The sequence below is a fragment of the Burkholderia sp. LFS061 genome (assembly GCF_047978125.1).
In the GTDB taxonomy this organism is placed as follows: Bacteria; Pseudomonadota; Gammaproteobacteria; order Burkholderiales; family Burkholderiaceae; genus Burkholderia; species Burkholderia pyrrocinia_C.
The window spans coordinates 118,761-144,404 of the sequence record NZ_JBFPFS010000001.1 but is presented as its reverse complement, the minus strand read 5'-3'; the positions used below and the strand labels follow the sequence as shown (position 1 = coordinate 144,404).

Sequence of the window (25,644 nt, the reverse complement as noted above, 5' to 3'; positions counted from 1 at the left end):
CAACATGAAAATCGCCTTCATTGCCGCGATCGCCGTCACGCTTGCCGGGCTCGTGCAGCCGGCATACGCGGACGCGGTTTCCGGCGTTGCGGCCCGACCGATCGCGGCCCGACCGATCCAATGGGCGCAAAACATTGCCGATGCGCGCGTGAACAACCTGCATCGCATCACGCCGGCGTTGTACCGCAGCGCGCAGCTCTCGCGGGAAGACGTGCCGGAATTGCAGAAGCTCGGCATCCGCAAGGTCATCAGCTTCCGCGCGTTTCACGCGGACGACAGCATCCTGGCCGGCACGCAGATCACGATGCAGCGCATCCGGATCAACACGTGGTACATCCGCGACGAAGACATGGTCGCCGCGCTGAAGGCGCTGCGGACCGCCGACCAGGACGGCCCGGTGCTGATCCATTGCCAGCATGGCGCCGATCGCACCGGGCTCGTGTCGGCGCTGTACCGGATGGTGTACCAGGGCTGGACGCGCGAGCAGGCGCTCGATGAGTTGCAGCACGGCGGCTACGGGTTCCATCCGATCTGGCAGAACATCACGAATTACCTGAAGCACGTCGACGTCGAGCGTTTGCGGCAAGAGGTCAACAACGGCTGAGCCGGAAAGGAAAAACGCCGCTGACGGTGATCGTCAGCGGCGTTTTTAGTGGGCGTTCGGGCAGTGCGCCCGCCGTCGTCAGACCGTCTCCGGCTGCCGCACCGCCTTCGCGACGAAGTAACGCACGACGAAGCACACGAGCGGCTTCCTGCCGCGAATCTGAAGTGTGGTCATGATTGGCGCCTTGTGGCCCGACAGACTTCCTTTCTTCAGAAGCGGGGGCGAACAAGGCCGTGCACTCGTGCAACATGCGATCTGACCTCCGCACTGCCTCGGATAGTCCGCGCAGCCCCGGGGCGGTCTGATCGGCCGCTTCTTTGGTGTGGAGCTGCTTAACTCCACTATATTGTGGCTATTTGCGTAATCTTTCCGATAAGGCGTGGAATTGAGGAATTACGCCTCTTGAACCAAGGTGGCATTAATTCTATAATTTTGGGTGCTAACTGGCATAGAAGGGGGTAGATACACACTATGTTGGATTTAAGCTTTAGCAAGCCGAGTGAGGTCGTCAAGCGCCTCTGCGATCGCTTGCGCACAGAGCGTTTGGCTCTGGGCATGACACAGTCGGATCTGGCCGGGCGTGCCGGCATTGGGGCCAACACCGTGTCCAATCTGGAGGCCGGGCGCAATGTTGGCTTCGAGGCCGTGGTCCGGGTGGCGATGGCGCTCGGCCGAATCAAGGAGTTCGAAGGTCTGTTCCAGCCAAAGCTGGACAGCATCGAGGACATTCTGCGCTACGAGAAAACAGCCAAGCGCCTCCGTACAAAGAGAAAGTCCAGCAATGCCTGAACAAGTGAATGTCTTCTACGAGGGCTGGGGGGAGCGATGGCATTGGGGCACGCTGGTTTCCACGACTGCCCTGACCGGTCGCCCACTGATCGTGTTCGAGTACAGCAACGAGGCCAGGCAAAGGGGCCTGGAGCTGTCTTCGTACACGCTGCCGCTGGAGGGCCCTCAGTTGCGGCGAGATTTCCCAGGCCATCAATTGCAACTTCCGGGGCCTGTCTATGACGCCTTGCCAGACGGGTGGGGCATGCTGCTGATGGACCGCATGTTCAGGCGCCGTGGACTCAACACGGCCCGCATTGGCGCCCTGGAGCGGTTGGCCTATATCGGTAGCAACGCGATGGGGGCCATGACGTTTGAACCCGTCGCACCCGAAGGAGAGGCGCCGGACGTCCACATCCCGCTGCAACAGCTTGCCGCCGAAGTGCGGGAAGTGCTCCATGGTGAAGGTAGTGAGTTCCTGCAGACGTTGCTGCGGGTGGGCGGCTCGCCCCAAGGTGCAAGGCCCAAGGCCTTGATCTATCGCGATCCGCAAACCGGTGGGTTTACCACGGCCGTCACGCCGGGCTTCGACGCCTGGCTGGTCAAGTTCCCGGCCAGAGAAGAGCATGCCGAGGTGTGCGCCATCGAGATGGTCTACGCCGAATGTCTGCGCAGATGTGGCATCGAGACCCCGGACACGCAGTACTTCAGTTTGCCCAATGGGCTGGCGGCGTTCGCCAGCAAGCGCTTTGATCGGCATGACGGATTGCGCGTCCCCATGCAGAGTCTCGCGGCGTTTACGGGGGCCGATTACCAGATTGCGGGGTCGTTGGACTACTTCAACTTCTTGCGGGCGACCCAGATCTGTACCAACGATGTGCGAGAGATGGGGAGGGCCTTCGAGCGCGCCGTCTTCAACGTCGCGTTCAACAACCGAGACGACCATCCCAAGAACTTCTCCTACGTCATGGCGCCAAATGGTCAGTGGAGACTGGCGCCGGCCTACGATGTGACCTTCTGCGAGGGACCCGGTGGATATCACCAAATGGACGTGATGGGTGAGGCACTGGAGATTTCCCGCGCACACATGCTTCGGCTTGCCGAGGAAGCCGAAGTGCCCCAGGACGTTGCCAGCAGAATGATTGACGGCATTTGCGAAGTGGCCAGCCAATTCTCAGACACGGCCGAGAACATGCACCCGCGGATTATTACTCGAGATACCTTGCGCACGATCCAAGGCCGCATCAACGAGAACGTTGCTCTGCTACGCCAGGGTCCCGCGGGCCGCGCTCACCGGTGAAGATGAACCGGCCGACGAACGGTTCAGAAGTCCTCCAGCCGTTCGCCCGGTAGCGCGTACTGCACCCGCTGGTACAGCGGGAACACTGTGGAGTATCCGGGCACCGGCACCAGATCGGTGCCGGCCAGGTGCGGGAACACGTACATGACCAGATCGGGATTGGGCAGCCGATGGAACGGGCGGTAGATCTCGTTCCGAGCCGTGTGGGTGTAAGCGCTGCCGTCAATCGGTGCGTCCTGCTCAGGCAATGGCCGGCACAACTGCTGGCGGCGTCGAGCAGCAGGCGTGCGGACTGGCCGCCTTCCGCATTCGCCAAAAGAGCGCGACGTCTTCGCGGGTTTTCGTTCTACTTGCCGCTCGTCCGCGCTTTCGGCGGTGCAGTGGCATGCGTACTCGACTGTCGTCGGCTGGTCCGCTGCCCTGAACCCCGGCAGCCTCATTTCAAAGCGCGTGCGCCCGCGAACTCATCCGGCCGATGTGATCGCATGGCTGGAAGTCGGGAACTCGCTTCCGCGCAAGTCACCGTAAAAGAAACGAAAACGCCGCCAACCATCACTGCCGGCGGCGTTTCGTCAATATGCCGATGAGCGGGCAGCACGCCCGCCGTCGTCAAACCGTCTCCGGCTGCCTCACCGCCTTCGCGACATCGCGCGCGAGCGCGCCGTTCGCGACGAAGTACGGCACATCGACGCGCGCGAGCGGCTGCTTCCCACGAATCTTGTCGGCGATCTTCTCCGCGATCATGATCGTCGGCGCGTTCAGGTTGCCGGTCGTGATGATCGGCATGATCGACGCATCGACGACGCGCAGGCCTTCCAGCCCGTGCACGCGACCCTCTTCGTCGACCACCGCCATGTCGTCGTAACCCATCTTGCACGAGCACGACGGATGGAACGCGGTCTCCGCACGAGCACGCACGAACGTGTCGAGCTCCTTGTCGGTCTTGCAGTCGGCGCCCGGGTTCAGCTCGCGGCCGCGATAGCGGTCGAGCGCGGGTTGCCGCATGATCTCGCGCGTCGCGCGGATCGCATCGCGGAACTCGCGCCAGTCGAGCGCTTCGGCCATGTAGTTGAACAGGATGCTCGGATGCTGGTTCGGATCGCGCGAGCGCAGTTTCACGCGGCCGCGGCTCGGCGAGCGCATCGAGCCGACGTGCGCCTGGAAGCCGTGCATCTCGATCGCGTTCGAGCCGTTGTAGTTGATCGCCACCGGCAGGAAGTGATACTGGATGTTCGGCCAGGGATCGTCGTCGCGCGTGCGGATGAAACCGCCCGCCTCGAAGTGGTTGCTCGCGCCGAGGCCGGTGCCGTTCAGCATCCATTCGAGGCCGATCTTCGGCTGGTTCCACCACTTGAGCGCCGGGTACAGCGACACGGGCTCCTTGCACTCGTACTGGATGTACATCTCCAGGTGGTCCTGCAGGTTCTGGCCGACACCGGGCAGGTCGAGCACGACGGGAATGTCGAGTTCCTTCAGCCATGCGCCGGGGCCGACGCCCGAGCGCTGCAGCAGTTGCGGCGATGCGATCGCGCCGCTGCACACGAGCACTTCGCGGCGCGCATGCGCGGTCGCGCGCTCGCTGCCGCGCAGGTACGTGACGCCCGATGCGCGCTTGCCGTCGAACAGGATGCGGTCGGCGAGCGCATGCGTGACGATCTCGAGGTTCGGCCGCGCACGCGCCTGGTCGAGATAGCCGCGCGCGGTGCTCGCGCGGCGGCCGCGCGGCGTGACGGTGCGGTCCATCGGGCCGAAGCCTTCCTGCTGATAGCCGTTCAGGTCGTCGGTGCGCGGATAACCAGCCTGCACGCCCGCGTCGACCATCGCCTCGAACAGCGGGTTCACGCCCGGCTTGCTGGTCGTGACCGACACAGGGCCGTTGCCGCCGTGGTAGTCGTTCGGGCCGACGTCGCGCGTCTCGGCTTTCTTGAAGTACGGCAGGCAGTCGAGATACGTCCAGTTCTCGAGGCCCTTGTGCGTCGACCAGTTGTCGTAGTCGAGCGCGTTGCCGCGGATGTAGCACATGCCGTTGATCAGCGACGAGCCGCCGAGCCCCTTGCCGCGGCCGCATTCCATCCGGCGGTTGTCCATGTGCGGCTCGGGATCGGTCTCGTACGCCCAGTTGTAGCGGCGGCCCTGCAGCGGATAGGCGAGGGCGGCCGGCATCTGCGTGCGGAAGTCGAAGCGGTAGTCGGGGCCGCCCGCTTCGAGCAGCAGCACCGTGACGTCCGGATCTTCCGTCAGGCGCGTTGCGAGCACGTTGCCCGCGGAGCCTGCGCCGCAGATGATGTAGTCGTATTCGCGTGTCGTCATGACGGGTTGTCCTCCTTTAAAACACCGGGTTGTAGCGGCCGAGCTCGACCTGCACCGACTTGATCCGAGTGTAGTGCTCGAGCGTCGTGATGCCGTTCTCGCGTCCGACACCGGATTGCTTGTATCCGCCAACCGGCATTTCGGCCGGCGATTCGCCCCACGTGTTGATCCAGCAGATGCCGGCTTCGAGGCGATGGATCGTGCGGTGCGCGCGCGACAGGTTCTCGGTCACGACGCCGGCCGCAAGGCCGTAGTGCGTGTCGTTCGCGCGGGCGATTACTTCGTCCTCCGATTCGAAATCGAGGATGCTCATCACCGGCCCGAAGATTTCCTCGCGGACGATCTTCATGTCGTCGTGGCAGTCGCCGAACACGGTCGGCGCGACGTACTGGCCGCTGCCGAAGTGGCCGTCGGTCAGGCGCGTGCCGCCGGCGAGCAGCTTCGCGCCTTCGGCCTTGCCGCTTTCGATGAAACCGAGCACCTTGTCGAGCTGTGAGGCCGACACGAGCGGGCCGAAGTTGGTGTCGGCATCGGTCGGCTTGCCGACGCGGATGCGCTTCACGCGCTCGAGCACGCGCTGCGTGAACGCGTCCTTGATCGAGCGGTGCACGAACACGCGCGTGCCGTTCGTGCAGACCTGGCCCGAGCTGAAGAAGTTGGCGGTCACCGCGATGTCGGCCGCGCGGTCGAGGTCCGCATCGTCGAACACGATCAGCGGCGACTTGCCGCCGAGCTCCATCGTCACTTCCTTCAGCGACGATGCGCCGGCCAGCGACATCACCTTCTTGCCCGTCTCGACGCCGCCGGTGAACGACACCTTCGCGATGTCCGGGTGGCCCGTGAGCAGCGCGCCGACCGAGCCGTCGCCCTGCACGACGTTGAACACGCCGGCCGGCACGCCGGCTTCCGTATAGATTTCCGCGAGCTTCAGCGCCGTCAGCGGCGTGACTTCGCTCGGCTTGAACACCATCGCGTTGCCGGCCGCGAGCGCGGGCGCCGTCTTCCAGCACGCGATCTGGATCGGGTAGTTCCATGCGCCGATGCCCGCGCACACGCCGAGCGGCTCGCGGCGCGTATAGACGAACGAATCGGCGCGCAGCGGCACCTGCAGCCCTTCGATCGCGGTCGCGAGGCCCGCGTAGTACTCGATCACGTCCGCGCCGGTGACGATGTCGACCGCGAGTGTTTCGCCGATCGGCTTGCCGGTGTCGCGCGTTTCCAGCGCCGCGAGCTCGTCGTTGCGCTCGCGCAGCAGGTCGACCGCGCGGCGCAGGATGCGCGAGCGCTGCATCGCGGTCATCGCAGCCCATTCGCGCTGGCCTTCCTGCGCGGACGCAACCGCGCGGTCGACGTCGGCCGCGCTCGCCTGCTGCACCTGCGCGAGCAGCTCGCCGGTGGCGGGATCGAAGGTGTCGAAAGTCTTGCCGCTCGTGGCGTCGACGTAACCGCCGCCGATGTAGAGGCGCTGCAAACCGAATACGGACATGAGGATCTCCTTGAGGGCGACTGCGTGCGCGTCAGTCGGACGCGAGCAGCAGGTCGATGTAATCGTGGGCGAGCTTCAGCGCCGCCCGGGTGTCGATGGGGCCGCCGGCGAGCGCGCCGCGCAGCCACAGGCCGTCGATCAGCGCGGCGAGGCCGCTGGCGGCTTCGCGCGCCTTCGTGCGCGGCAACGCCTTCGCGAATTCCGCGCACAGGTTCGAATGAAGGCGCCGCGTGTTGACGTGCTGCAGGCGCTTGAGCATCGGGTCGTGCATGCTTTGCGACCAGAACGCGAGCCACGTCTTCATCACGGGCGCGCTGACCTGCGTCTCGTCGAAGTTCGCGGCGACGACTGCACGCAGCCGCGAACGCGGATCCTTGCGTGCCGCCACGCGGCGGCGCGTGGTGGCCGACCACAGGTCGCGCAGCACGTGCCGCATCGTCGCTTCGAGCAGGCCGTCCTTGTCGCCGAAGTAGTGGCTGACGATGCCCGTCGAGATCTTCGCGCGTTGCGCGACCGATGCGAGCGTCGTGCCGGGCAGGCCCGCTTCGTCGATCGAACGCAGCGTGGCGTCGATCAACTGTGCGCGGCGTATCTCCCGCATTCCGACTTTCGGCATCGCGACTCCCTTCGCCCGGACGGGCCATCCATGGAAGTCGAGAGCTTAGCGGTTTTTTATTGAACGATCAATCAACAAAAAATCAGGGGTCCGACGATGACGGGGTCTCGGCGGTGTGTGGCGGATCGACCGCTTGCCGCGATGTGCAGATGCGGAAAAACGAATTGAAAGACGGTTAAATAAGGTGGAGTTTGTTTAAAACGGTTTGTGAAAAATGGTGCAATGCGCTGGAAAATTTCAAGGTGCGTTTCTATTACGAAATGAAAGAGTGTGGATGTCTGTAATATTATTCGCGATGTGGAATGGCGAGTGATGGCGGTGAAGATGGGTAAATTCAGGAGGTCCGTTTTAATCAGTCGATTAAAATGAAATATCACTTTGAATTTAAAGAAAAATGCTGGATTTCCCTATGCCAGGGAGCGATGCTCGCAAACGATTGCCAGCGCCTTTGTGGCGATCCCTCATACCATATAAATTGATAAAAAATTTGAATCCAGTGTATTCCCGAGTCGAGTAGAGGGAATCGTTGGAGTGACTTGAGTCAGTAATATTGTCCGTATTAGTATGGCGCCGCACTACGCGGAATGAATTGGCGCCGCCGGTATTTGCCGCGGTGCGTCGGCAATGGGCGCGGCGAAGGACCGCGCGCGGGGCCGGCACCAGCCATTGCGCACCTGCAGCATGCCGCGACGTCGAGACGCCGCATCCACCGGAGAACGACGATGCCGACCGAAAAACACGTGGTCCCGCTGCCGAATGGTCTGAAGGTCTACGTCGAACGGAACGTGTTCGACCCGGCGTTCGACACGGCGATGCTCGTCAACGGCGCGCTCGCGACGACCGCGTCGTTCGGGCAGACCGTCCAGTATCTGGGCGAGCGGATGAACACGATCTGCTTCGACCTGCCGTACGCGGGGCAGTCGCGCCAGCACAACCCGGGCTGCTTCATCCTGACCAAGGACGACGAAGCCGCGATCCTCCAGCATCTGGTCGAGCGCTTCGCGCCGGCATTCCTCGTGTCGGTGTCGTGGGGCGGCGTCGCCTCGCTGTTCGCGCTCGCGCGCGGCTGCCCGAGCGTGCGGCGCGCGGCGATCTGCTCGTTCTCGCCGTTCCTGAACGACGCGATGGTCGACTACGTGACGCGCGCACGCGACCACATCGCGGCCGGCGAGAACCTGAAGGCCGCGCAGCTGCTGAACGACACCGTCGGCCGCTACCTGCCGCGCATCATGAAGCTGTACAACTACCGGTATCTCACGCGCCTGCCGCGCGACGAGCAGGACCAGGTCGCGTTTCACGTCGACCAGATCCTGTCGCTGCAGCCCGAGCGCTACTTCAGCGAGTTCTCGAACATCGGCTGCGAGCTGCTGTTCCTGAACGGCGAGCGCGACGAATACACGACGCCGGCCGACGTTCGCCAGCTCGGTGCGCACGTGTCGCGCGCGCGGTTCGCGACGGTGCCGGACGCCGGCCATTTCCTCGACATCGAAGGCCGCGCGCAGCGCGAACACACGCGGGCGGCGCTGCTCGACTTCTTCTGCGACGGGTCGCCGGTCGCGGCCGGCATGGCGCACGCCGCCGCGCATGCGTGCGTGCCCGCGCCGATCCACGCGCTGTCGTCGTGACGCCGAACGTCGTGCCGTGGGCCCGGCCCGCGCACCCGAATTCCCATCCCAACGAGGCAGGCCAGCCGTGAATATCGTTCAGACCATCGCCATCGTGGTTCCCTGGGCCGCATGGCTCGCATACTGGATCGCCACGTCGCAGGGCGTGAAGACGACCGTGCGCAAGGAGGCGTCGCGCTCGCGCACGCTGCAGTCGATTCCGCTGATCGTCGGCGGCGCGCTGATCATCCTGCCCGATCCGTCATGGCAGGCGCTCGTGCCGGACTGGCAGCGCTTCGGCCTGCAGGCGCAGTGCGGGCTCGCGGTGCTGGTCGCGGGCTTGCTGTTCTCGGTGTGGGCGCGGCTGCATCTCGGCACGAACTGGAGCGTGTCGGTCACGCTGAAGGAGGACCACGAACTCGTCCGCACGGGGCCGTACGCGCTCGTGCGTCACCCGATCTACACGGGCTGCCTGCTCGCGCTCGTCGGCGCCGCGCTGATCGGCGACGAATGGCGCGGCGCGATCGGCGTGCTGCTCGTGTTCGCGTCGCTCGCGTACAAGGTGCGCGTCGAGGAGAGCTGGCTGACCGGGCATTTCGGGCCGGCGTACACGCAGTACCGCCGCGAGGTCGCGGCGCTGATTCCCGGCTTCTACTGATTCCCGCGAGGCGCGCGATGGCGAAAATGATCGTGACCGCGATCGGCTCGGCGGGCGACGTGCATCCGTTGCTCGGCGTCGCGCGCACGCTCGCGGCGCGCGGTCACGCCGTCGTGTTCTGCACGCACGCGCCGTTCGAGGCGGCCGTGCGCCGTTGCGGTTTCGCATTCGTGCCGGTCGGCACCGCGGCCGAATACGAGGCCGCGATGGCGAACCCCGCGCTGTGGGACCCGCGCACGTCGTTCCGCACGCTGTGGCAGGTAATCGCGCCGATGCTGCGCCCGCATTACGACGCGCTGCATGCGCTGACCGACGACGATACGGTGCTCGTCGGCACGCTGTGGGCGTTCTCCGCGCGCTTCATGCAGGAGCTGCACGGCACGCCGTACGTGTCGGTGCAGGTGTCGCCGTCGACGCTGCTGTCCGCGCATGCTCCGCCGACGCACCCGCGCCTGACGATTCCCGCGCGCTGGCCGCTGCCGGTGAAGGCGGCGCTGATGACGCTGATCGAGCGACAGGTGCTCGACCGCGTATGCGGCCCCGCGCTCGACGCGGTGCGTCGCGAACTCGGGCTCGCGCCCGCGCGGCGCGTGCTCGGCCGCTGGCTGCATTCGACCGACGGCGTGCTGTGTCTGTTTCCCGGCTGGTTCGCGCCGCCGCAGCCCGACTGGCCGTCGAATCATCTGCAAAGCGGCTTTCCGCTGTTCAACGACATCGCGGCGCCTGACGAAGATGCGGAACTCGATGCGTTTCTTGCGGCCGGCGAGCCACCGGTCGTGTTCACGGCCGGCTCGACGCTCGTCGAACACGCGACGTATGCGCGCGCGGCGGCGGACGCGCTGCGCGCGACGGGCGCGCGCGGGATCCTGCTGACGCCGCACGATGCCGCGCCGGACGGCAACCGGTTGCTCGTACGCCGTTTCGTGCCGATGCGCACGCTGCTGCCGCGTTGCCGCGCGCTCGTGCATCACGGCGGGATCGGCACCGCGGCGCTCGCATACGAGGCCGGGATCGTGCAGGTCGTGACGCCGTTCGCGCACGACCAGTTCGACAACGCGCAACGCGTCGCGGCGAGCGGCTGCGGCGTGCGTGTCGACGGTCCCGTCGACGGCGCGCGTCTCGGTGCGGCGCTGGCGCACGTGCTCGGCGTACCCGCATTCGCGGTGCATGCCGAGCGCGCGCGTGCGCTGCTCGCCGCCGCGCCGGACGGCTGTCATGCGGCCGCCGATTTCATCGAACGGTTCGCGCCGAAGCGCGGGCGGGCGACCAAGCGGGCCGATGTCGCGGTGGTCGGCGCATGAGCACCGCGTCGCCGCTTCGCGATGCGCCCGGCGCGCCGTCCGCATTCGACGTACCGGCCCCCACGCCGGCCGCGCAGCCGGTGCGCGGCATCCGGCTCGCGCTGCTGACGTTCGCGCTGTCGCTCGCGACCTTCATCGAGGTGCTCGACTCGACCGTGACGAACGTCGCGGTGCCGGCGATCTCCGGCAGTCTCGGCGTATCGAACAGCCAGGGCACGTGGGTGATCAGCTCGTATTCGGTCGCGGCCGCGATCGCGGTGCCGCTGACCGGCTGGCTCGCGCGCCGCGTCGGCGAATTGCGGCTGTTCGTCGGCGCGGTGCTGCTGTTCACGCTGACGTCGCTGCTGTGCGGGCTCGCGCGCGACCTGCATGTGCTGGTGATCTGCCGCGCGCTGCAAGGGCTGTGCTCGGGGCCGATGGTGCCGCTGTCGCAGACGATCCTGCTGCGCACGTTCCCGCCGGACAAGCGCACGATCGCACTCGCGCTGTGGGCGATGACGGTGCTGCTCGCGCCGATCTTCGGGCCGGTGGTCGGCGGCTGGATCGTCGACAACTTCTCGTGGCCGTGGATCTTCCTGATCAATTTGCCGATCGGACTGTTCTCGTTCGCGGTGTGCACCGCGATGCTGCGCCCCGACGCGCAGCGCGGCGCGGCCGGACCGATCGACGTGCCGGGCATCGTGCTGCTGGTGATCGGCGTCGGCTCGCTGCAGGCGATGCTCGATCTCGGCCACGATCGCGGCTGGTTCGATTCGCCGCTGATCGTCACGCTCGCGGTGGTCGCGGCGCTCGCGATCGTATCGCTGCTGATCTGGGAGGCGGGCGAAGCACACCCCGTCGTCGATCTCGGCCTGTTTCGCGACCGCACGTTCTCGTTCTGCGTGCTGATCATCTCGCTCGGGATGATGAGCTTCTCGGTGGTCGGCGTCGTGTTTCCGCTGTGGATGCAGGCCGTGATGGGCTACAACGCGTTTCATGCCGGGCTCGCGACCGCATCGCTCGGCGTGCTCGCGCTCGTGTTCTCGATCCTCGTCGGGCTGCATGCGCACCGCTTCGACGCGCGCGTGCTCGCGACGTTCGGCTTCCTCGTGTTCGCGGCCGTGCTCGCGTGGGACGCGCATTTCACGCTGAAGATGACGTTCGCGCAGATCGCCGCGCCGGGGCTGATCCAGGGGATCGGGCTGCCGTGCTTCTTCATTCCGCTGACCGCCGCGACGCTGTCGCGCATTCCGGACGACCGGCTCGCCGCCGCGTCGAGCCTGTCGAACTTCCTGCGCACGCTGTCGGCCGCATTCGGCACCGCGATGAGCGTGACGCTGTGGGACAACCGCGCGACCTATCACTACGACGTCGTGTCGCAATCCGTCACGCATGCGTCGGCGAATACGCAGCGCTTCGTGCACACGCTGAATGCGATGGGCGTGGACGGCGTGCGCGAGCTGACGACGCTGCACCAGGTCGTGATGCAGCAGGCTTACATGATGGCGACGAACGACATGTTCTGGATGGCGAGCATGACCTGCCTCGTGCTCGCCGCGATGATGTGGCTGACGCGGCCGAAACGCGGCGCGGCGGCGTCCTTCGGACATTGAGGAGACGAACATGACGACGCTCGGCGCACTCGTGATCCTGTATCACCCGAGCGATGCGCAGCTCGAAGCGCTCGGCGCGTGGCGGCACGCGTGCGACGCGTTGCTCGTCGTCGACAACACGCCGCAACCCGATGCGCGGGCGCGCGACCTGTGTGCGCGCGCAGGCATCGCGCTGCTGCATCACGGCAACCGCGGCGGGATCGCGGGCGCATATAACGCGGGGCTCGCGGCGCTGTTTCGCGATCGCATCGATGCGGTCGCGCTGTTCGATCAGGATTCGACGGTGCCGGCCGCGTATTTCCCGGCGATGCGCGATGTCTGCGCGGGGCTCGCGGGGCGCGCGTTCCTGGCCGGCCCGCGCATCTTCGACGAGAACGCGCGCAGCTTCCTGCCCGAACTCTCGACCAACGGGATCGGGCTGCGCCGCCTGCGCATCGAGCCGGGTGCGCCGCTGCAGCGCTGCGCGTTCCTGATCTCGTCGGGCTGCGTCGTGTCGCGCGCCGCGTTCGACGTGCTCGGACGGTTCGACGAGACGCTGTTCATCGATCACGTCGATACCGAATACAGCTTCCGCGCACTGTCGCGCAACGTGCCGCTCTATGTCGTGCCGTCGCTGGTGCTGCCGCACCGGATCGGCGCGAAGCAGCGTCATGCGATCGGCCCTTTTGAAATGACGTCGATGAATCATTCGTGGCAACGGCGCTACTACAGCGCACGCAATGCGGTGCAGCTTGGAATGCAATACGGGCTGCGCTTTCCGGTGGCGATCGTGCCGAACCTGCTGACCGTGTGGCAGGTCGTGCAGATCGCGCTCGTCGAGCGCGACAAGCGCGCGAAGCTCGCCGGCATTCTGTTCGGTGTCGCCGATGGCCTGTTCGGCCGGCTCGGCCCGCTCGAACGCACGCGGCCGCGGCTGGCCGCACGCGCGCAGCGCATTCGGCAGGGGTGAGGGGCGCGATGCGGCGTGTGAAGAAAGCGGCGGGTTTGGCGTGTGGCGTGCAACGCGGCTCGATGATCGCGGCGGCGGCCGTGCTGCTGGTATTGAGCGGATGCGTGCCGTCGGGCTTCCTGCCTTCGCTGTCGCTGCGCGCGCCGGCCGGCGATGCGCTCGCGCACACGGCCGGCCCCGGCGCGAACGGCGCGTGGCCCGCGCCCGACTGGGTGAAGCAGTTGCAGGATCCGCAGCTCGACGAGCTGGTGACGGAGGCATCGCAGAACAACCCCGATCTGCAGGTCGCGCAGGCGCGGCTGAGGATCGCACAGGCGCAGCTTCAGCAGTTCGATTCGCTGACGGGGCTGACAGGCACGGCTGGAGCCACGATCAGCCGCGCGCGGATGCCGAAGCCCGGCGACATCGCCGACGTGACGGCCGCCGGATACCGCGTGCCGGTCGAGATTTTCGGCGATCCGAACGTATCGCCGTCGTCGGTGTTCGTCGGGCTGAACTACCAGCTCGACCTGTGGGGGAAGAACCGCGCGGCGACGAAGAGCCTGATGTCGCTGCGCGATGCGGCTGGCGTCGAGGCGGAACAGGTGCGGCTCACGCTTGCCGTCGCGATCGTCACCGTGTACTGCCAGCTCGACCAGGCATACGCGGTGCGCGATCTGCTGCAGCAGAAGCTGAAGATCAGCCAGCGCGTGACGGCCGTGCTGCGCGAGCGCACCGCGCGCGGCCTCGACAACGCGTACGACGCGAGCGATGCATCGATCAAGCGCAGCCGCCTGCTCGAACAGATCGCGCTGAACGACGAGCAGATCAAGCTCGCGCAACTGCAGCTCGGCGTGCTGTCGGGCCGCGGCCCCGAGCGCGGGCTCGCGCTGCAGCGGCCGCGCGTCGGTGCGTTCGCGGGCAGCGCCGTGCCCGCGCGACTGCCGGCCGACCTGCTCGGCCGCCGGCCCGACATCGTCGCCGCACGGCTGCGCGTCGAAGCCGCGTTCGCGAATGCCGATTCGACGCGCGCGCAGTTTTATCCGGACGTGAATCTCGTCGCGCTCGGCGGCGTGTTCGCGCTCACGCCTGCGTCGCTGTTCTCGCGCGACTCGCTGGCAGGTTCCGTCGGCCCCGCGATCTCGCTGCCGATCTTCGATCGCGGTCGGCTCAAAGCGAAGCTCGGTGCGGATGTCGCGCAGGCCGACGTCGCGATCGGGCTGTACAACAAGACCGTCGACGACGCGCTCGGGCAGGTTGCGCAGATCGTCACGTCGCTGCAAACGTCGCAGACGCTCGTCACGCAGCAGCAGGACGCGGTGGCGGCCGCGCAGAAGATTGTGCAGATCGCGGCCGACCGCCACCGGCGCGGCGTGCTGATGCAGAAGGATGTCGATGTCGCGGATCTCACGCTGATCGACGAGCGCGCGCAGATGATCGCGCTGCTCGGCCGGCAGCGGACGCTGCGCGTCGGACTGATCGGCGCGCTCGGCGGCGGATTCGATGCGGGCGCAACGGTTGCGCAGGCGCCGGCCGTGCATCAGGCGCGCAGCGGGGCGGCAAGGCGTGGCGCTGCGACCGCTGGTGCCGCGAGCCGGGCGGTGGCGGGTACGTCGAACGATGCGCGCTCGGGTAGCGTGGCAGTACCGCCGGTTACCGGCACGACGAGTGCCGCACCCGCATCCGCACAGCGCAACGACGCGGCGCGTCCGTCGACGGTCGGTGCGACCAACCCCGGCGCGACGCCTCACGGTGTGCCTGTTCTCGCGCGCACGGCATCGGCGAGCCCGGCGCCGGGCCCGTCGGTCATCCCGGCGATACCCGTCTTCCAGCACGATCGTCTGATCGTTACGCAAAGCGACTGATGCACCACGACAACCTTCATACCGCCGCGCAGCCGGCCGCGCTGAACGATCCGGCACTCGATGCGCGCCGCGCGACGCGCCGCAAGCGCTTCACCGTGTTCTGCGCGGTCGTGCTGCTGGCCGCGCTCGCATGGGTCGCGTACTGGCTGTTGAGCGACCGCTATTACGAAGATACCGACGACGCGTATGTCGCGGGCAGCATCGTGCAGGTCGCCGCGCAGATTCCGGGTGCCGTGACCGACGTGCTGGTTGCCGATACGCAGGCCGTGCGCGCCGGGCAGACGCTCGTGCGGCTCGACGACACCGAGGCGTCCGTCGCATTCGCGCAGGCGAAGGCACAGCTCGCTCAGGCCGTGCGGCAAGTCGCTAACGCGAAGATCTCGAACACGATGTACGTCGAGGCCGTGAACGCGCGGCGCGCCGACCTGTCGCTTGCGCAGCGTGCATGGGTTGCGCGCTCGGGCGCGTCGGTCGAGATCGTCGCGCCCGAGGAGCTGGCGCGTGCGCGCGCGGCGGTGGCCGGCGCGCAGGCGAATCTCGCGGCCGCGCAGGCGCAGCTCGATGCCGCGCGCGCGCTCGGCAGCAAGCTGCCGGTCGACGAAAGCCCGGCCGTCGTGCAGGCGGCCGCGCAGTTCAAGCTCGCGTACCGGAACCTGAAGCGCACGACGATCGTCGCGCCAGTCGACGGCACGATCGGGCAACGCTCGGTGCAGGTCGGCCAGCAGGTCGGGCCCGGCGTGCCGCTGATGTCGGTCGTGCAGTTGAACCGGCTGTGGATCGAGGCGAATTTCAAGGAAGGGCAGATCCGCCACATGCGCGTCGGGCAGCCGGTCGAGATCGTGTCGGACCTGTACGGCACGCGTGTTGCCTATCGCGGCCGCGTGCAGGGCTTCTCTGCGGGCACGGGCAGCGCGTTCTCGATGCTGCCGTCGCAGAACGCGGCCGGCAACTGGATCAAGGTCGTGCAGCGCGTGCCGGTCGTGATCGCGATCGATTCGCGCGATCTCGCCGCGCATCCGCTGCGCGTCGGGCTGTCGATGCGTGCGACGGTCGACACGCACGACCGCAACGGCCATGCGCTCGACAGCGAACCGCCGACGCCGGCCGTCAGCACGCGCGTGCACGATGGCGTCGCGAGCGAGGCGGAGGCGGCTGCTGCTGCGATCATTCGCGAGAATCAGGGTGGGTGAGTGCTTTGGCGCTCGATTGGCCGCGGGCAATCGGACAACGTATCAGCCGACAAGCCCTAACGAAGGTATTGCATACGTTGCGAGATGGAACGTCACGGCGAAGAGGGTAGCGCAATCGAACACGATTCCCCACTTGCGTGCAGACCATCGCTGATACGCGATGGCGTTGAGTATGGGGAAAGCGATGAACGGGCGGAGTCGCCTTCCTGCCGGCAGCAGACGAAAAAATAGATGATGCCGATCCGATCGTTAAACTTGCTCTGCCAATCCAGACCGGTGATATTTTTGGGCTTGCCTGGGCTAAATCGATAGTTGCATTACTCCGCAAGTCAACAAGTCATTGAGGGTGACAGTCGCACTCAACTTGTTACGCAGTGATCGATCGGTGCATTTGTGGCGCGATATGCGCGCCGGAGAAAAATGAATACTGCCCGCATTGTGCGGGCCGCGTGGTTACTTCGTGAAGTAATCGACGAGGTATAGCACTGCGGTCACGACAAGAATTGCGATGCCCCATAGCGTCCACTTTCTGATAGTCCATCGCTTCCAAGCAACCGAGTTGAGTGCGCAGAAAGCGAATGCAGGGCCGAATAAATACGAGATCAATACCGGCGCAACCCACCAGGGCGTCGGGCATTTACCTAGCTCATGACAGCCTGTCGCTATGTGTTTCGGCTTTACCCAGTAGGCGTGACTGAACGTATAGATGAAGACCCACGTGACGAGCAACCCGAACAACAAGCCGCACAGCGATACCGCAAGTCGTTTCACTTGATTTCCCAAAATAGAATTTGTTTCGATCCACCAAGGTCGGAATACGACGCGTCGGGCAGTATGGTTGCCCCTTGACGGATAGACCTAGCGCCAAAATATCGCCCCCACGTCGCGAATCCATCCCAAAAACTGCTAACCGTCAAGCGAGATCCGTTCCATAGGTCTATGTGACCGCCGCTCGCGTTGTCTGCGGATTCGCTGCCACGTGTCCAATATCTAGAGAACTGAATGATACCTGTACGGCCCTTCGCCTTGGACTCCCAATCTGGTCCGGTTATGTTCTCGGCTTTGGGAAGGCCGGCAAACGGTTGTAGCTGCAACCATGCACCTAGTTCGTCGGCGCGTGTTGCGGTCGACTTGCCGTCAAGCAAGATGCGCCCGATTGTCTTTGCGCCTAACATCGGCTTGACGGTCTTCGAATTGAACGACTTCATATCGATGCCGACGCGATGCAGGGTGACACTCAGACGGATAGCGCACTGATTCGTGTATTCGCGGTTATCGTATGGGTTGCCAGAGGGGAAGTTATCCCACAGCTCTTTGAACGTGATCGCGGGAACAGGAATTGATTTCTGCGATTGCGGCGTGTCGTTTGAGCGGACCGTTGATGGTTTGGTATGCGGCATTGTTATTCCTCCCCGTGTTGCTTCGCAAGTGCATCGTCGCCCCAGTAGACGGTGTAGTCGTCGGGGCTGTCGCCGGTATGAATTCGCGGTAAGACTCCATCCGTACCAAGGCGGCCAGAATGCACGCGTTCGTCTGCCGTTTCGATGAAGTAGGGCAAGCCTTCCACCCGATGTTCGGTTGCCTTCACTTGCTCATCGAAAGCCCCTTCTTTGATCGAAACGACGCTTCCAGTTGCAGAGAGGCTAGAAACGACCTTCCCGTTGCCTTCCACCCTGTCATCGCACCATTTTTCGCCACCGAGCGATGCGACGATGTGCGGAGGTGTCGGGCATGCGCAGATCACGATGTCCCCGTCTAGCGCCACCTCGCCCATGATTTTTATTCGGTAGGGCCCGCCTGACTTGGCGATGACTCCGGGACGCATGCATGCGGTACAGAAAGCCTGTCCGCCGATCAGGGCGGCTTGATGACTGCCCATCTTGAACGCCGGCCCGCTATATGGGCTTATCTGACCGCCGCTCGACAGCGTGTCGCCTACTACTGCGATTCGTCGCATCATGTTTTGAGTCTCCCCCGGAAAGCCATAATCCTAGCGTCACGATGCCTGAGGCCATCTCAATTTTGTCTGCAGTACGATTCACGACGTGCGATCTCGCCGCGCACCCGCTGCGTGTCGGGCTGTCGATGCGCGCGACGGTCGACACGCACGACCGCAACGGCCATGCGCTCGACAGCGAGCCGCCGACGCCGGCCGTCAGCACGCGTGTGCACGACGGCGTTGCAAGCGAGGCGGACGCGGCCGCCGCGGTGGTCATCCGCGAGAACGCCGGCGGTTGATCGTCTGCCGGTGCGCGATACGGCGAAGGCACCGGTCGGCCGAGGTCCGAAAGATTCGAAAAAGGCATGATTCGCGGCAGAAAATATCGTGCCTTGTACCGGCGCAACGTCATGTTGCGCGCGGCTATGCTGTCGTGCTATCGGAACAGCAACTCGAATCGGAGGCACGTGTGTTCGATCTTTCAGGCAAGGTCGCAGTCATTACCGGAGGAGCGAGCGGGATCGGGCTCGGCATTGCGCACGGCATGGTCGCCGCCGGTGCGCGCGTCGTTCTCGTCGGCCGCGATCCCGGCAAGGGCGACGCGGCGCTGGCGTCGCTGCCGGGCGGCGGCGAGCGGGGCCTGTTCATCCAGGCGGACATCACGCGGCGCGACGCGTGCGTGAAGGCCGTCGAGCAGGCGGAGCAGCATTTCGGCAGGCTCGACATCCTTGTGAACAACGCGGGGATGAATATCCGCAAGCAAGGGCATGAACTGACCGCCGACGAGTGGTATCGCGTCATCGATACGAATCTGAGCGGCGCCCATTTTTGCGCGCAGGTGATTCATCCCGCATTCCGGCGCGCCGGTGGCGGAAAGATCGTCAATATCGGCTCGATGTTGTCGCTATTCGGCACGACTTACGGCGCGGCCTACGCGGCCAGCAAGGGCGGCATCGTTCAGTTGGGCAAGGCGTGGGCCGTCGAATGGGCACCGGACAACATCCAGGTCAACACGCTGCTGCCCGGCTGGATCGAAACCGAACTGATCGACGAGGCCAAGCACCTGTTTCCGGATCTCGAACGAAGCGTCCTCGAGCGCACCCCCTTGCGGCGCTGGGGCAAGCCGCAGGACTTGGCCGGCATCGCTGTCGCGCTGTGCGCCGGCGAGTGCGACTTCGTGACGGGCGCCGTGATTCCCGTGGACGGCGGTTATTCGGTTCAGGGATGACAGCCGGCTGAAGCCCTCCCGTCGTTTCCCGCCCGACTTCCGTATTTCCGCCATCGATGTCGGCGCCGTTCAAACGCATGTCGCGTTTGAGACATCGGCGCCCCTGCCTCCGGGACTACTCTCGAACAGCACGTTGCGTGCGCGCCGCATTCGCCGGCGTGCCGCCGCGCCATCCAACGAGACATGGAGACAATACGATGAGCAGCAATCGAGGTGTCGTCTATCTTGGACCGGGCCAGGTCGAAGTCCAGAAAATCGATTATCCGAAGATGGTCGATCCGAGCGGCCGCGCGATCGGCCACGGCGTGATTCTGAAGGTGGTCAGCACGAACATCTGCGGTTCCGACCAGCACATGGTGCGCGGCCGCACGACCGCGCCGGTCGGCCTCGTGCTCGGTCACGAGATCACGGGCGAAGTGGTCGAAGTCGGCCGCGACGTCGAGACGCTGAAGATCGGCGATCTCGTGTCGGTGCCGTTCAACGTCGCGTGCGGCCGCTGCGCGATGTGCAAGGACACCCATACCGGCGTGTGCCTGAACGTGAATCCTTCGCGTGCCGGCGGTGCATACGGCTACGTCGACATGGGCGGCTGGATCGGCGGCCAGGCCGAATACGTGCTCGTGCCGTATGCCGATTTCAACCTGCTGAAATTCCCCGACCGCGACCAGGCGATGGCGAAGATCCGCGATCTGACCTGCCTGTCCGACATTTTGCCGACCGGCTATCACGGCGCGGTGAGCGCGGGCGTGAAGCCGGGCTCGACGGTCTATATCGCGGGCGCGGGCCCGGTCGGGATGGCGGCGGCCGCATCGGCGCGCCTGCTCGGCGCGGCCGTGACGATCGTCGGCGACATGAACGCGGAGCGCCTCGCGCATGCGAGGGCGATGGGCTTCGAGACGGTCGACCTGTCGAAGGACGCATCGCTCGGCGAGCAGATCGAGCAGATTCTCGGCGTGCCCGAGATCGATTGCGCGGTCGACTGCGTCGGCTTCGAGGCGCACGGCCACGGTTCGTCGGGCCACTCGGAGGAAGCGCCCGCGACGGTGCTGAACTCGCTGATGGAAATCACGCGGCCGGCCGGCGCGATCGGCATCCCGGGCCTGTACGTGACCGACGATCCGGGCGCGAAGGACAAGGCCGCGCAGCACGGCAGCCTGAGCATCCGCTTCGGACTCGGCTGGGCGAAGTCGCATTCGTTCTTCACGGGCCAGACGCCGGTGCTGAAGTACAACCGCAACCTGATGCAGGCGATCCTGTTCGACCGGCTGCCGATCGCGAAGATCGTCAACGTCGAAGTGATCTCGCTCGACCAGGCGCCGGAAGGCTACAAGAAGTTCGACGGCGGCGCGCCGCGCAAATTCGTCATCGACCCGCACGGGTTGCTGGCGGCCTGATGCGCTAGCGTTCGACACGCGCAACGCGAAACGGGCGGCTCCGGAAACGGGCCGCCCGTTTTCGCTGTGGGCGCGAACGGCCGGACCGCACGCTCAGTGGCCGGCATAGAGCTTCGCGATGTCGGTTTTGTCGGATGCGTTGCGCCGCGCGTGCCCGTGGCCGGTATGCAGGCTCACGCGGCGAATCACATGCGTGCGATGCGCGTGATCACGGCTGCGTCGCCAGTCTTTCACGCGAACTGCCCTGGTGTGGGTCCGGCCGGGCTCGCGAATCGACGGCGCGGCCTGCGCAACCGGCATCCGGTTTGCGGGTTCGCCGGCGCTCGGGCCGTCGCGTTGTGGATTGGCCGCCAGTTGCGTTCCGTCAGTCGAATGAAACGGATAGACGGGCACCGGCAACACCGGCAACACCGGATCGGGCGATGCATGCAGGCCGGACTCGGCCGCTGACGCGGCAGGCGTATCGGAGCCGCGACAAACGGGATCGGCTTTGCACGTCCGGTCGGCCGTCACGTAGCCACCGACCAGCAACATGAGCGTCAGGATGCTCAGGATCGGTGCACTCGATGCGCGAGGCTGCCGGAAGGCCGCGTTGCGCAGCGTACGCGCGACGCGCGACGACCACGTGTGGAAGGACCGTGGGGCACGTATGGCGTGAGCGTCGTCCGATGCGCGGCGAATCGGATCGAACGGCCAGTTCCATCGGCCGCAGACGGGGCAGTGTTCGAGTGCGCGAAACGCCACGAAGCCGCATGCCCTGCAGCGGCAGCAAGCGGTTTGTCGCGATTCGGCACGCGAGTTCAGCACGGCGCGCCAGGCATCGCGCGCGCGGACGTTCCGGTTGGGCAGGACTCGCATGATTCCAAGCAGGTGTCGTTAACGAGACGAACGGTCCCCCGACGATCGTGATTTTTTCGTGCGCGGCAATCGATCCACGCGTGGCATCAGCCGGCGGAGCGTATGTCGCCGACTGTCGTCCGCATGCGATGCTCCTGTGATTCTCCATAACATCGGACGCGTTGACCGCGTTCGTCCGCGGCTGCCTTCCGCTTCATTCTTTGTCGCTCGCGCACGAAACGCAAGGAGCATGTCGGTCTTCGCGATCCACACGTTCCGCGCTAACCGTCGTGCCGCTGCCGGGCCGCCAGCGTTCCGATGGTTTCCATCGCGCGCTCGACGGCGGGCGTCCACGGCCGGCCGTAGTTGAGCCGCAGATAACGGCGGAATCCGCCGGTCGCGGAAAAGATCGGCCCCGGCGCGATGCTGACGCCGCTTTCCATCGCATCGCCGAACAGGTGCATCGCATCCACGCGCGGCGGCAGTTCGATCCACAGGAAATACCCGCCGTGCGGCGCGAACACTTCGGTGCCGTCCGGAAAATACGCGCGAACGGCGGCGAGCATCTGCGCCTGGTGCGCGGCGAGATTGCGCCGCAGTTTCCGCAGGAAGCGGTCGTAGGCACCGTCGCGCAGGTAGCTCGAAATCGCCATCTGCGCGGGCACGTCGGCCGCCGGTGCGCTCGCGCCTTTCGCCTGCCGGATCTGCCGCACGTAGCGTCCGGCCGCGACCCAGCCGATCCGGAACCCGGGCGCGAGACATTTCGAGAACGAACCGCAATGCAGGACAAGCCCGCTGTTGTCATACAGTTTCGCGGGGCGCGTGGGCGTCGTGCCGAAATGCAGTTCGCCGTATACGTCGTCCTCGATCAGTGGAACGCCGCGCGACGCGAGCAGGTCGATCAGCGCATGCTTGCGCTCGTCGGTCAACGTCGCGCCGGTCGGATTGTGGAATGACGTCATGAACCAGCACGCGCGCACCGGATGCGTATCGAGCGCTTCGGCGAGCGCGTCGAGATCGAGACCTGTGCACGGGTCGACCGGGATCTCGACGGCTTTCAGGTGCAGGCGCTGCACGGCCTGCAGCACCGCGTAGAATGCCGGTCGCTCGATCGCGACGATGTCGCCGGGGCGCGTCAGTACCTGCAGGCTGAGCGTCAGCGCTTCGAGCGCGCCGGTCGTGATGATGATCTCGTCCATCGGCAAGGCCGCGCCCGCGTTCAGGTAGCGCAATGCGATCTGGCGGCGCAGCGCGTCGTTGCCGGGCGGCAGGCCGGACAGCAGATTCGTGCGGTCCATGCTGCGGGCCGCCGACGCCACGTAGCGCCACAGGCTGCTCATCGGGAACAGCGAATAGCTGGCGAACGCCGAGCCGAGCGGGACGATGTCCTCGTGCTTCAGGGAGTCGAGCAGGCGGAACAGCGGATCGTCGTCGCCGGTTTGTGCGGCAGCCGGCTTGCGCGGGGGATCGTGACCGAACCGTACGTGTTTGTCTTCGAGGTTCGCAACGAAATAACCGGACCGCGCACGCGCGACGATCAGACCCTCGCTTTCGAGCGTGTAGTACGCGCGAAACACGGTGGACGGGCTCACGCGATACGCGCGGCACGCGGCCCGTACGGTGGGGATGCGCGCACCGGCCGCCAGGTCGCCGCGCCGGATTGCGTCGGCGATCGTCTGCGCCAGCGCCGCATATCGCTTCATGCCAGCCCTCCGGCCGCTCGGGCCTTGCTGAAAAAAGAGTAGCACGGCACCCGTCGCGCGCAATTGCGCCCCAATCGCTGATCCGCAAGTTTTTGATGGACTTTGATCCTTTTCTTTCGTCTGACAAGCGGGCATGCTCTCGCAAGTTCTGTTCCCGACGTCTGACTATGAAGGAGTCCACGCTGCCCGGCGGCTGATCCGTGACCCTTGCGCGTCCTGCGCGCGACCTTGTCTGCGGCGTCCTTACCTTATCCGGAATCATTCAGCGTGAAATCGAAGACCCTCATCGCGGGCCTGGTGGCCGGCCTCGCCCTCAACCTGTTCAGCGGCGCCGCCACGGCGGCCTGCATCAGCAATCCCGCGGCCCAGCCGAACGCGACGTTTCCCGCCGCGCTGACCGGCAAGCTCGTCTATCACAGCTACGTGAAGTACGGCGACGGCACGAGCCAGCTGTTCCTCTACGACTTCTCGGCCCGTACGCTGACGCAACTGAGCAAGAGCACGTGGGGCATTACCGATCCGATGAACGGCGTGTTCAGCCCCGACGGCAAGTGGCTCGCGTTCATGGGCATCAGCAATGGCGCATGGAACGTGTTCATGCTGCAGCTCGGTGCCGGCACGCCGCCCGTCAACATGACGAACAGCACGGGCGCAACGCGCAACGAGGACCCGAAATTCAGCGCGGACGGCAAGACGCTCGTGTTCAAGCAGAACGGCGACGTCAAGCAGGCCACGCTGTCGTACACGAGCGCGGGCCCGGCGTTCACGTCGGTCGTGAGCCTGACGAACGCACCGGCCGGCGCCGAATACTCGATGCCGTTTCTCGCGCCGGACGCGAGCGCCGTCTACTACGCGACCGGCACCGGCTCGAGCATGGGGCTGATGAAGCGCACGATCGCGACCGGCGCGACCGCCGTGTTCGATCGTCCGGCCGGGCTGCAGACGTACTACCCGATCGTGCGTGCGGACGGCATGGTGTTCTACGCGCGCTGGAAAGACAGCGGCGGGGCCGACCAGATCTATTCGAAGACCGCGGACCCGGCGTCGACGCCGAACGCGTTGTCGCTCAACGACTGCGTGAGCAACAACTCCGATCCGGCGCCGGTGAGCGGCACGAACTATCTGTTCTTCTCGTCGACGACGGCGGGCGGCTATCAACTCTATGTCGGTGACGTGACGACCGGCCAGCGCTGGAGCCTGTCGCAGTTCGGCGTGAATGCCGATACGACGAAGGCCAAGCTCGGGTCGAGCTACTACGGCGGCCCGGCCGCCGCGCAGCCGACGCTGCTGTCGCAAGGGCATCCGGCCGCCGCGTCGGCGAGCTACAACGCGTCGCTCACGCCCGACAAGGCGTTCGACGGCAACACCACGAGCACGCGCTGGGATTCGCCGGAAGGCACCGGTGTCGATCCGCAATGGATCTCCGTGGATCTCGGCGCGCCGAAGACCATCAGCAGCATCGATCTCTACTGGGATGCGGGCGCGCTCGTCTACCAGATCCAGACCTCGAACGACAACGCGAACTGGACGACGATCTACTCGACGAACAACGGCGTATCGTACGGCCATGTGACGCTGCCGAACCTGAAGGCGAGCGGCCGCTACGTGCGGATGCTCGGCACGAAGCGCGCGACGCAGTGGGGTTATTCGCTCGACGAAATGCAGGTGTGGGGATCGTAAGCGCGAGCCGGAAGCGGCCTTCAAGGTCGCTGCATAGTGTCGGCACTGCTGGAGTGATCGCCGATACGTCGCAGATTCCGGTGTCTCGATGTTTTGGGAAGTCGATAGGTATGCATTCCATCAATCGCGGGAGCTAGGCTGGCCGGACGAATAGAGACGCGTGAGAACGCGCTGGAACGGCAGGAAGAAGGCGGCCCGCTTTGCGCGGGCCGGCAACTGCATCGTGTAACGTCAGTGCGTCTTAGGTATCGGGTTTAGGTTCGGGCAACAGTGGTCAGGGCATCCCGGACTAACGTTCACCTCGACACGCTGCCCCGATTGTCCGAACTCGTCCGGCTTGAAAATGTGACCCATGAAATCGCTTTTCTCGCCACGGATCGAAAACTGGCCTAGTGCAGTCATCACGTTTTCCGCCCGTCGCGTTGCAAGCTGCTGCGCGTCCTGCTCGTTTTTTTCGGCCAGTCCTACGAGCCACACCGTATCGATGATCGGAAAGCGCTTGTGCAAGTCGCTAGACCACGCCGATAACCTCGATAGTTCGGTCGGAAAAATAGCACTCGAATCAGTATCGAAAACAATGTCGATGTAATGGGCGGGCATGTTCGACGGACCGTCACACGCGAATGCCGTATGTGTGCAGC

21 protein-coding genes and 2 pseudogenes are annotated in these 25,644 nt (G+C 65.4%); 14 read left to right on the top strand and 9 right to left on the bottom strand.

Annotated elements, in window-relative coordinates; all coding sequences use genetic code 11:
- The first annotated feature begins 4 nt into the window (after positions 1 to 4).
- From ACNQQL_RS00685 to ACNQQL_RS00675, 3 genes are all read left to right on the top strand, one after another.
- Positions 5 to 604: a dual specificity protein phosphatase family protein gene (locus ACNQQL_RS00685; protein WP_204421829.1), complete on the top strand. Its 600-nt coding sequence runs from the start codon at positions 5 to 7 to the stop codon at positions 602 to 604.
- A 474-nt stretch (positions 605 to 1,078) separates the two neighbouring features.
- Positions 1,079 to 1,393, top strand: a complete 315-nt coding sequence (locus ACNQQL_RS00680; protein WP_343300749.1) for a helix-turn-helix transcriptional regulator — start codon at positions 1,079 to 1,081, stop codon at positions 1,391 to 1,393.
- Positions 1,386 to 2,672, top strand: coding sequence for a type II toxin-antitoxin system HipA family toxin (locus ACNQQL_RS00675; protein ID WP_347062856.1), 1,287 nt, complete (start codon positions 1,386 to 1,388; stop codon positions 2,670 to 2,672). The genes ACNQQL_RS00680 and ACNQQL_RS00675 overlap by 8 nt, the downstream gene beginning before the upstream one ends.
- A gap of 23 nt (positions 2,673 to 2,695) precedes the next feature.
- Here the strand turns inward: ACNQQL_RS00675 and ACNQQL_RS00670 are convergent.
- From ACNQQL_RS00670 to betI, 4 genes and pseudogenes are all read right to left on the bottom strand, one after another.
- Positions 2,696 to 2,973, bottom strand: a pseudogene (locus ACNQQL_RS00670) (TIGR03751 family conjugal transfer lipoprotein); the annotation flags it as partial.
- A gap of 308 nt (positions 2,974 to 3,281) precedes the next feature.
- A complete protein-coding gene (gene betA, locus ACNQQL_RS00665; protein ID WP_072442001.1) occupies positions 3,282 to 4,982 on the bottom strand; it encodes a choline dehydrogenase in 1,701 nt (566 codons plus the stop codon).
- Positions 4,983 to 4,998: 16 nt separating this feature from the next.
- Positions 4,999 to 6,468 (bottom strand): betaine-aldehyde dehydrogenase, encoded by a 1,470-nt coding sequence (gene betB, locus ACNQQL_RS00660; protein WP_347062855.1) that lies wholly within the window; start codon positions 6,466 to 6,468, stop codon positions 4,999 to 5,001.
- Between the two features lie 31 nt (positions 6,469 to 6,499).
- Positions 6,500 to 7,084, bottom strand: coding sequence for a transcriptional regulator BetI (gene betI, locus ACNQQL_RS00655; RefSeq protein WP_175962213.1), 585 nt, complete (start codon positions 7,082 to 7,084; stop codon positions 6,500 to 6,502).
- Between the two features lie 722 nt (positions 7,085 to 7,806).
- Between betI and ACNQQL_RS00650 the strand changes: the two genes are divergently transcribed.
- The 7 genes from ACNQQL_RS00650 to ACNQQL_RS00620 all read left to right on the top strand — a co-directional run bounded on the left by ACNQQL_RS00650 (position 7,807) and on the right by ACNQQL_RS00620 (position 16,222).
- A complete protein-coding gene (locus tag ACNQQL_RS00650) occupies positions 7,807 to 8,709 on the top strand; it encodes an alpha/beta hydrolase (protein ID WP_347062854.1) in 903 nt (300 codons plus the stop codon).
- A gap of 67 nt (positions 8,710 to 8,776) precedes the next feature.
- Positions 8,777 to 9,346, top strand: coding sequence for an isoprenylcysteine carboxylmethyltransferase family protein (locus tag ACNQQL_RS00645; RefSeq protein WP_347062853.1), 570 nt, complete (start codon positions 8,777 to 8,779; stop codon positions 9,344 to 9,346).
- A gap of 17 nt (positions 9,347 to 9,363) precedes the next feature.
- Positions 9,364 to 10,647, top strand: a complete 1,284-nt coding sequence (locus ACNQQL_RS00640) for a glycosyltransferase (RefSeq protein ID WP_347062852.1) — start codon at positions 9,364 to 9,366, stop codon at positions 10,645 to 10,647.
- On the top strand, positions 10,644 to 12,239 hold the full coding sequence (locus ACNQQL_RS00635) for a DHA2 family efflux MFS transporter permease subunit (protein ID WP_347062851.1): 1,596 nt from the start codon (positions 10,644 to 10,646) through the stop codon (positions 12,237 to 12,239). Before ACNQQL_RS00640 ends, ACNQQL_RS00635 begins: the two co-directional genes overlap by 4 nt.
- A gap of 10 nt (positions 12,240 to 12,249) precedes the next feature.
- Positions 12,250 to 13,188 carry a glycosyltransferase family 2 protein gene (locus ACNQQL_RS00630; RefSeq protein ID WP_347062850.1) on the top strand — a complete coding sequence of 313 codons (939 nt, stop codon included), beginning with the start codon at positions 12,250 to 12,252 and terminating at the stop codon, positions 13,186 to 13,188.
- 8 nt (positions 13,189 to 13,196) lie between these two features.
- Positions 13,197 to 15,032, top strand: a complete 1,836-nt coding sequence (locus ACNQQL_RS00625; RefSeq protein ID WP_347062849.1) for an efflux transporter outer membrane subunit — start codon at positions 13,197 to 13,199, stop codon at positions 15,030 to 15,032.
- The gene (locus ACNQQL_RS00620; RefSeq protein WP_204421819.1) at positions 15,032 to 16,222 is read left to right on the top strand and encodes an efflux RND transporter periplasmic adaptor subunit; all 1,191 of its coding nucleotides are present in this window, start codon (positions 15,032 to 15,034) and stop codon (positions 16,220 to 16,222) included. Before ACNQQL_RS00625 ends, ACNQQL_RS00620 begins: the two co-directional genes overlap by 1 nt.
- Positions 16,223 to 16,989: 767 nt before the next feature.
- Here ACNQQL_RS00620 and ACNQQL_RS00615 read toward each other — a convergent pair.
- Positions 16,990 to 17,622, bottom strand: coding sequence for a type VI secretion system amidase effector protein Tae4 (locus tag ACNQQL_RS00615; RefSeq protein WP_347062848.1), 633 nt, complete (start codon positions 17,620 to 17,622; stop codon positions 16,990 to 16,992).
- A gap of 2 nt (positions 17,623 to 17,624) precedes the next feature.
- Complete coding sequence (locus ACNQQL_RS00610; RefSeq protein ID WP_347062847.1) at positions 17,625 to 18,182, bottom strand: PAAR domain-containing protein; 558 nt, start codon at positions 18,180 to 18,182, stop codon at positions 17,625 to 17,627.
- A gap of 89 nt (positions 18,183 to 18,271) precedes the next feature.
- Here ACNQQL_RS00610 and ACNQQL_RS00605 point away from each other — a divergent pair.
- The 3 genes and pseudogenes from ACNQQL_RS00605 to fdhA all read left to right on the top strand — a co-directional run.
- Positions 18,272 to 18,460 (top strand): annotated as a pseudogene (locus ACNQQL_RS00605) (hemolysin secretion protein D); the annotation flags it as partial.
- Positions 18,457 to 19,389 carry a glucose 1-dehydrogenase gene (locus tag ACNQQL_RS00600; RefSeq protein ID WP_347062846.1) on the top strand — a complete coding sequence of 311 codons (933 nt, stop codon included), beginning with the start codon at positions 18,457 to 18,459 and terminating at the stop codon, positions 19,387 to 19,389. The pseudogene ACNQQL_RS00605 and the gene ACNQQL_RS00600, both read left to right, overlap by 4 nt.
- Before the next feature lie 197 nt (positions 19,390 to 19,586).
- A complete protein-coding gene (gene fdhA, locus ACNQQL_RS00595; protein ID WP_027781331.1) occupies positions 19,587 to 20,783 on the top strand; it encodes a formaldehyde dehydrogenase, glutathione-independent in 1,197 nt (398 codons plus the stop codon).
- A gap of 93 nt (positions 20,784 to 20,876) precedes the next feature.
- Here the strand turns inward: fdhA and ACNQQL_RS00590 are convergent, their stop codons facing one another.
- Positions 20,877 to 21,641, bottom strand: a complete 765-nt coding sequence (locus ACNQQL_RS00590) for a hypothetical protein (protein ID WP_347062845.1) — start codon at positions 21,639 to 21,641, stop codon at positions 20,877 to 20,879.
- A gap of 260 nt (positions 21,642 to 21,901) precedes the next feature.
- On the bottom strand, positions 21,902 to 23,323 hold the full coding sequence (locus tag ACNQQL_RS00585) for a PLP-dependent aminotransferase family protein (RefSeq protein ID WP_347062844.1): 1,422 nt from the start codon (positions 23,321 to 23,323) through the stop codon (positions 21,902 to 21,904).
- 267 nt (positions 23,324 to 23,590) lie between these two features.
- On the opposite strand from ACNQQL_RS00585, the gene ACNQQL_RS00580 reads away from it, so the two are divergent.
- Positions 23,591 to 25,003, top strand: coding sequence for a discoidin domain-containing protein (locus ACNQQL_RS00580; protein ID WP_347062843.1), 1,413 nt, complete (start codon positions 23,591 to 23,593; stop codon positions 25,001 to 25,003).
- A 231-nt stretch (positions 25,004 to 25,234) separates the two neighbouring features.
- On the opposite strand, the gene ACNQQL_RS00575 is transcribed toward ACNQQL_RS00580, so the two are convergent.
- Positions 25,235 to 25,603 (bottom strand): hypothetical protein, encoded by a 369-nt coding sequence (locus ACNQQL_RS00575; protein WP_347062842.1) that lies wholly within the window; start codon positions 25,601 to 25,603, stop codon positions 25,235 to 25,237.
- Between the last annotated feature and the right edge of the window lie 41 nt (positions 25,604 to 25,644).

Excerpts from the sequence above, each read along its gene's own strand:
- ACNQQL_RS00685 (WP_204421829.1), top strand. The coding sequence starts at position 5 with ATGAAAATCGCCTTCATTGCCGCGATCGCCGTCACGCTTGCCGGGCTC.
- ACNQQL_RS00675 (WP_347062856.1), top strand. The coding sequence starts at position 1,386 with ATGCCTGAACAAGTGAATGTCTTCTACGAGGGCTGGGGGGAGCGATGG.
- betA (WP_072442001.1), bottom strand. The coding sequence starts at position 4,982 with ATGACGACACGCGAATACGACTACATCATCTGCGGCGCAGGCTCCGCG.
- betB (WP_347062855.1), bottom strand. The coding sequence starts at position 6,468 with ATGTCCGTATTCGGTTTGCAGCGCCTCTACATCGGCGGCGGTTACGTC.
- betI (WP_175962213.1), bottom strand. The coding sequence starts at position 7,084 with ATGCCGAAAGTCGGAATGCGGGAGATACGCCGCGCACAGTTGATCGAC.
- ACNQQL_RS00650 (WP_347062854.1), top strand. The coding sequence starts at position 7,807 with ATGCCGACCGAAAAACACGTGGTCCCGCTGCCGAATGGTCTGAAGGTC.
- ACNQQL_RS00640 (WP_347062852.1), top strand. The coding sequence starts at position 9,364 with ATGGCGAAAATGATCGTGACCGCGATCGGCTCGGCGGGCGACGTGCAT.
- ACNQQL_RS00635 (WP_347062851.1), top strand. The coding sequence starts at position 10,644 with ATGAGCACCGCGTCGCCGCTTCGCGATGCGCCCGGCGCGCCGTCCGCA.
- ACNQQL_RS00630 (WP_347062850.1), top strand. The coding sequence starts at position 12,250 with ATGACGACGCTCGGCGCACTCGTGATCCTGTATCACCCGAGCGATGCG.
- ACNQQL_RS00625 (WP_347062849.1), top strand. The coding sequence starts at position 13,197 with ATGCGGCGTGTGAAGAAAGCGGCGGGTTTGGCGTGTGGCGTGCAACGC.
- ACNQQL_RS00620 (WP_204421819.1), top strand. The coding sequence starts at position 15,032 with ATGCACCACGACAACCTTCATACCGCCGCGCAGCCGGCCGCGCTGAAC.
- ACNQQL_RS00615 (WP_347062848.1), bottom strand. The coding sequence starts at position 17,622 with ATGCCGCATACCAAACCATCAACGGTCCGCTCAAACGACACGCCGCAA.
- ACNQQL_RS00610 (WP_347062847.1), bottom strand. The coding sequence starts at position 18,182 with ATGATGCGACGAATCGCAGTAGTAGGCGACACGCTGTCGAGCGGCGGT.
- fdhA (WP_027781331.1), top strand. The coding sequence starts at position 19,587 with ATGAGCAGCAATCGAGGTGTCGTCTATCTTGGACCGGGCCAGGTCGAA.
- ACNQQL_RS00590 (WP_347062845.1), bottom strand. The coding sequence starts at position 21,641 with ATGCGAGTCCTGCCCAACCGGAACGTCCGCGCGCGCGATGCCTGGCGC.
- ACNQQL_RS00585 (WP_347062844.1), bottom strand. The coding sequence starts at position 23,323 with ATGAAGCGATATGCGGCGCTGGCGCAGACGATCGCCGACGCAATCCGG.
- ACNQQL_RS00575 (WP_347062842.1), bottom strand. The coding sequence starts at position 25,603 with ATGCCCGCCCATTACATCGACATTGTTTTCGATACTGATTCGAGTGCT.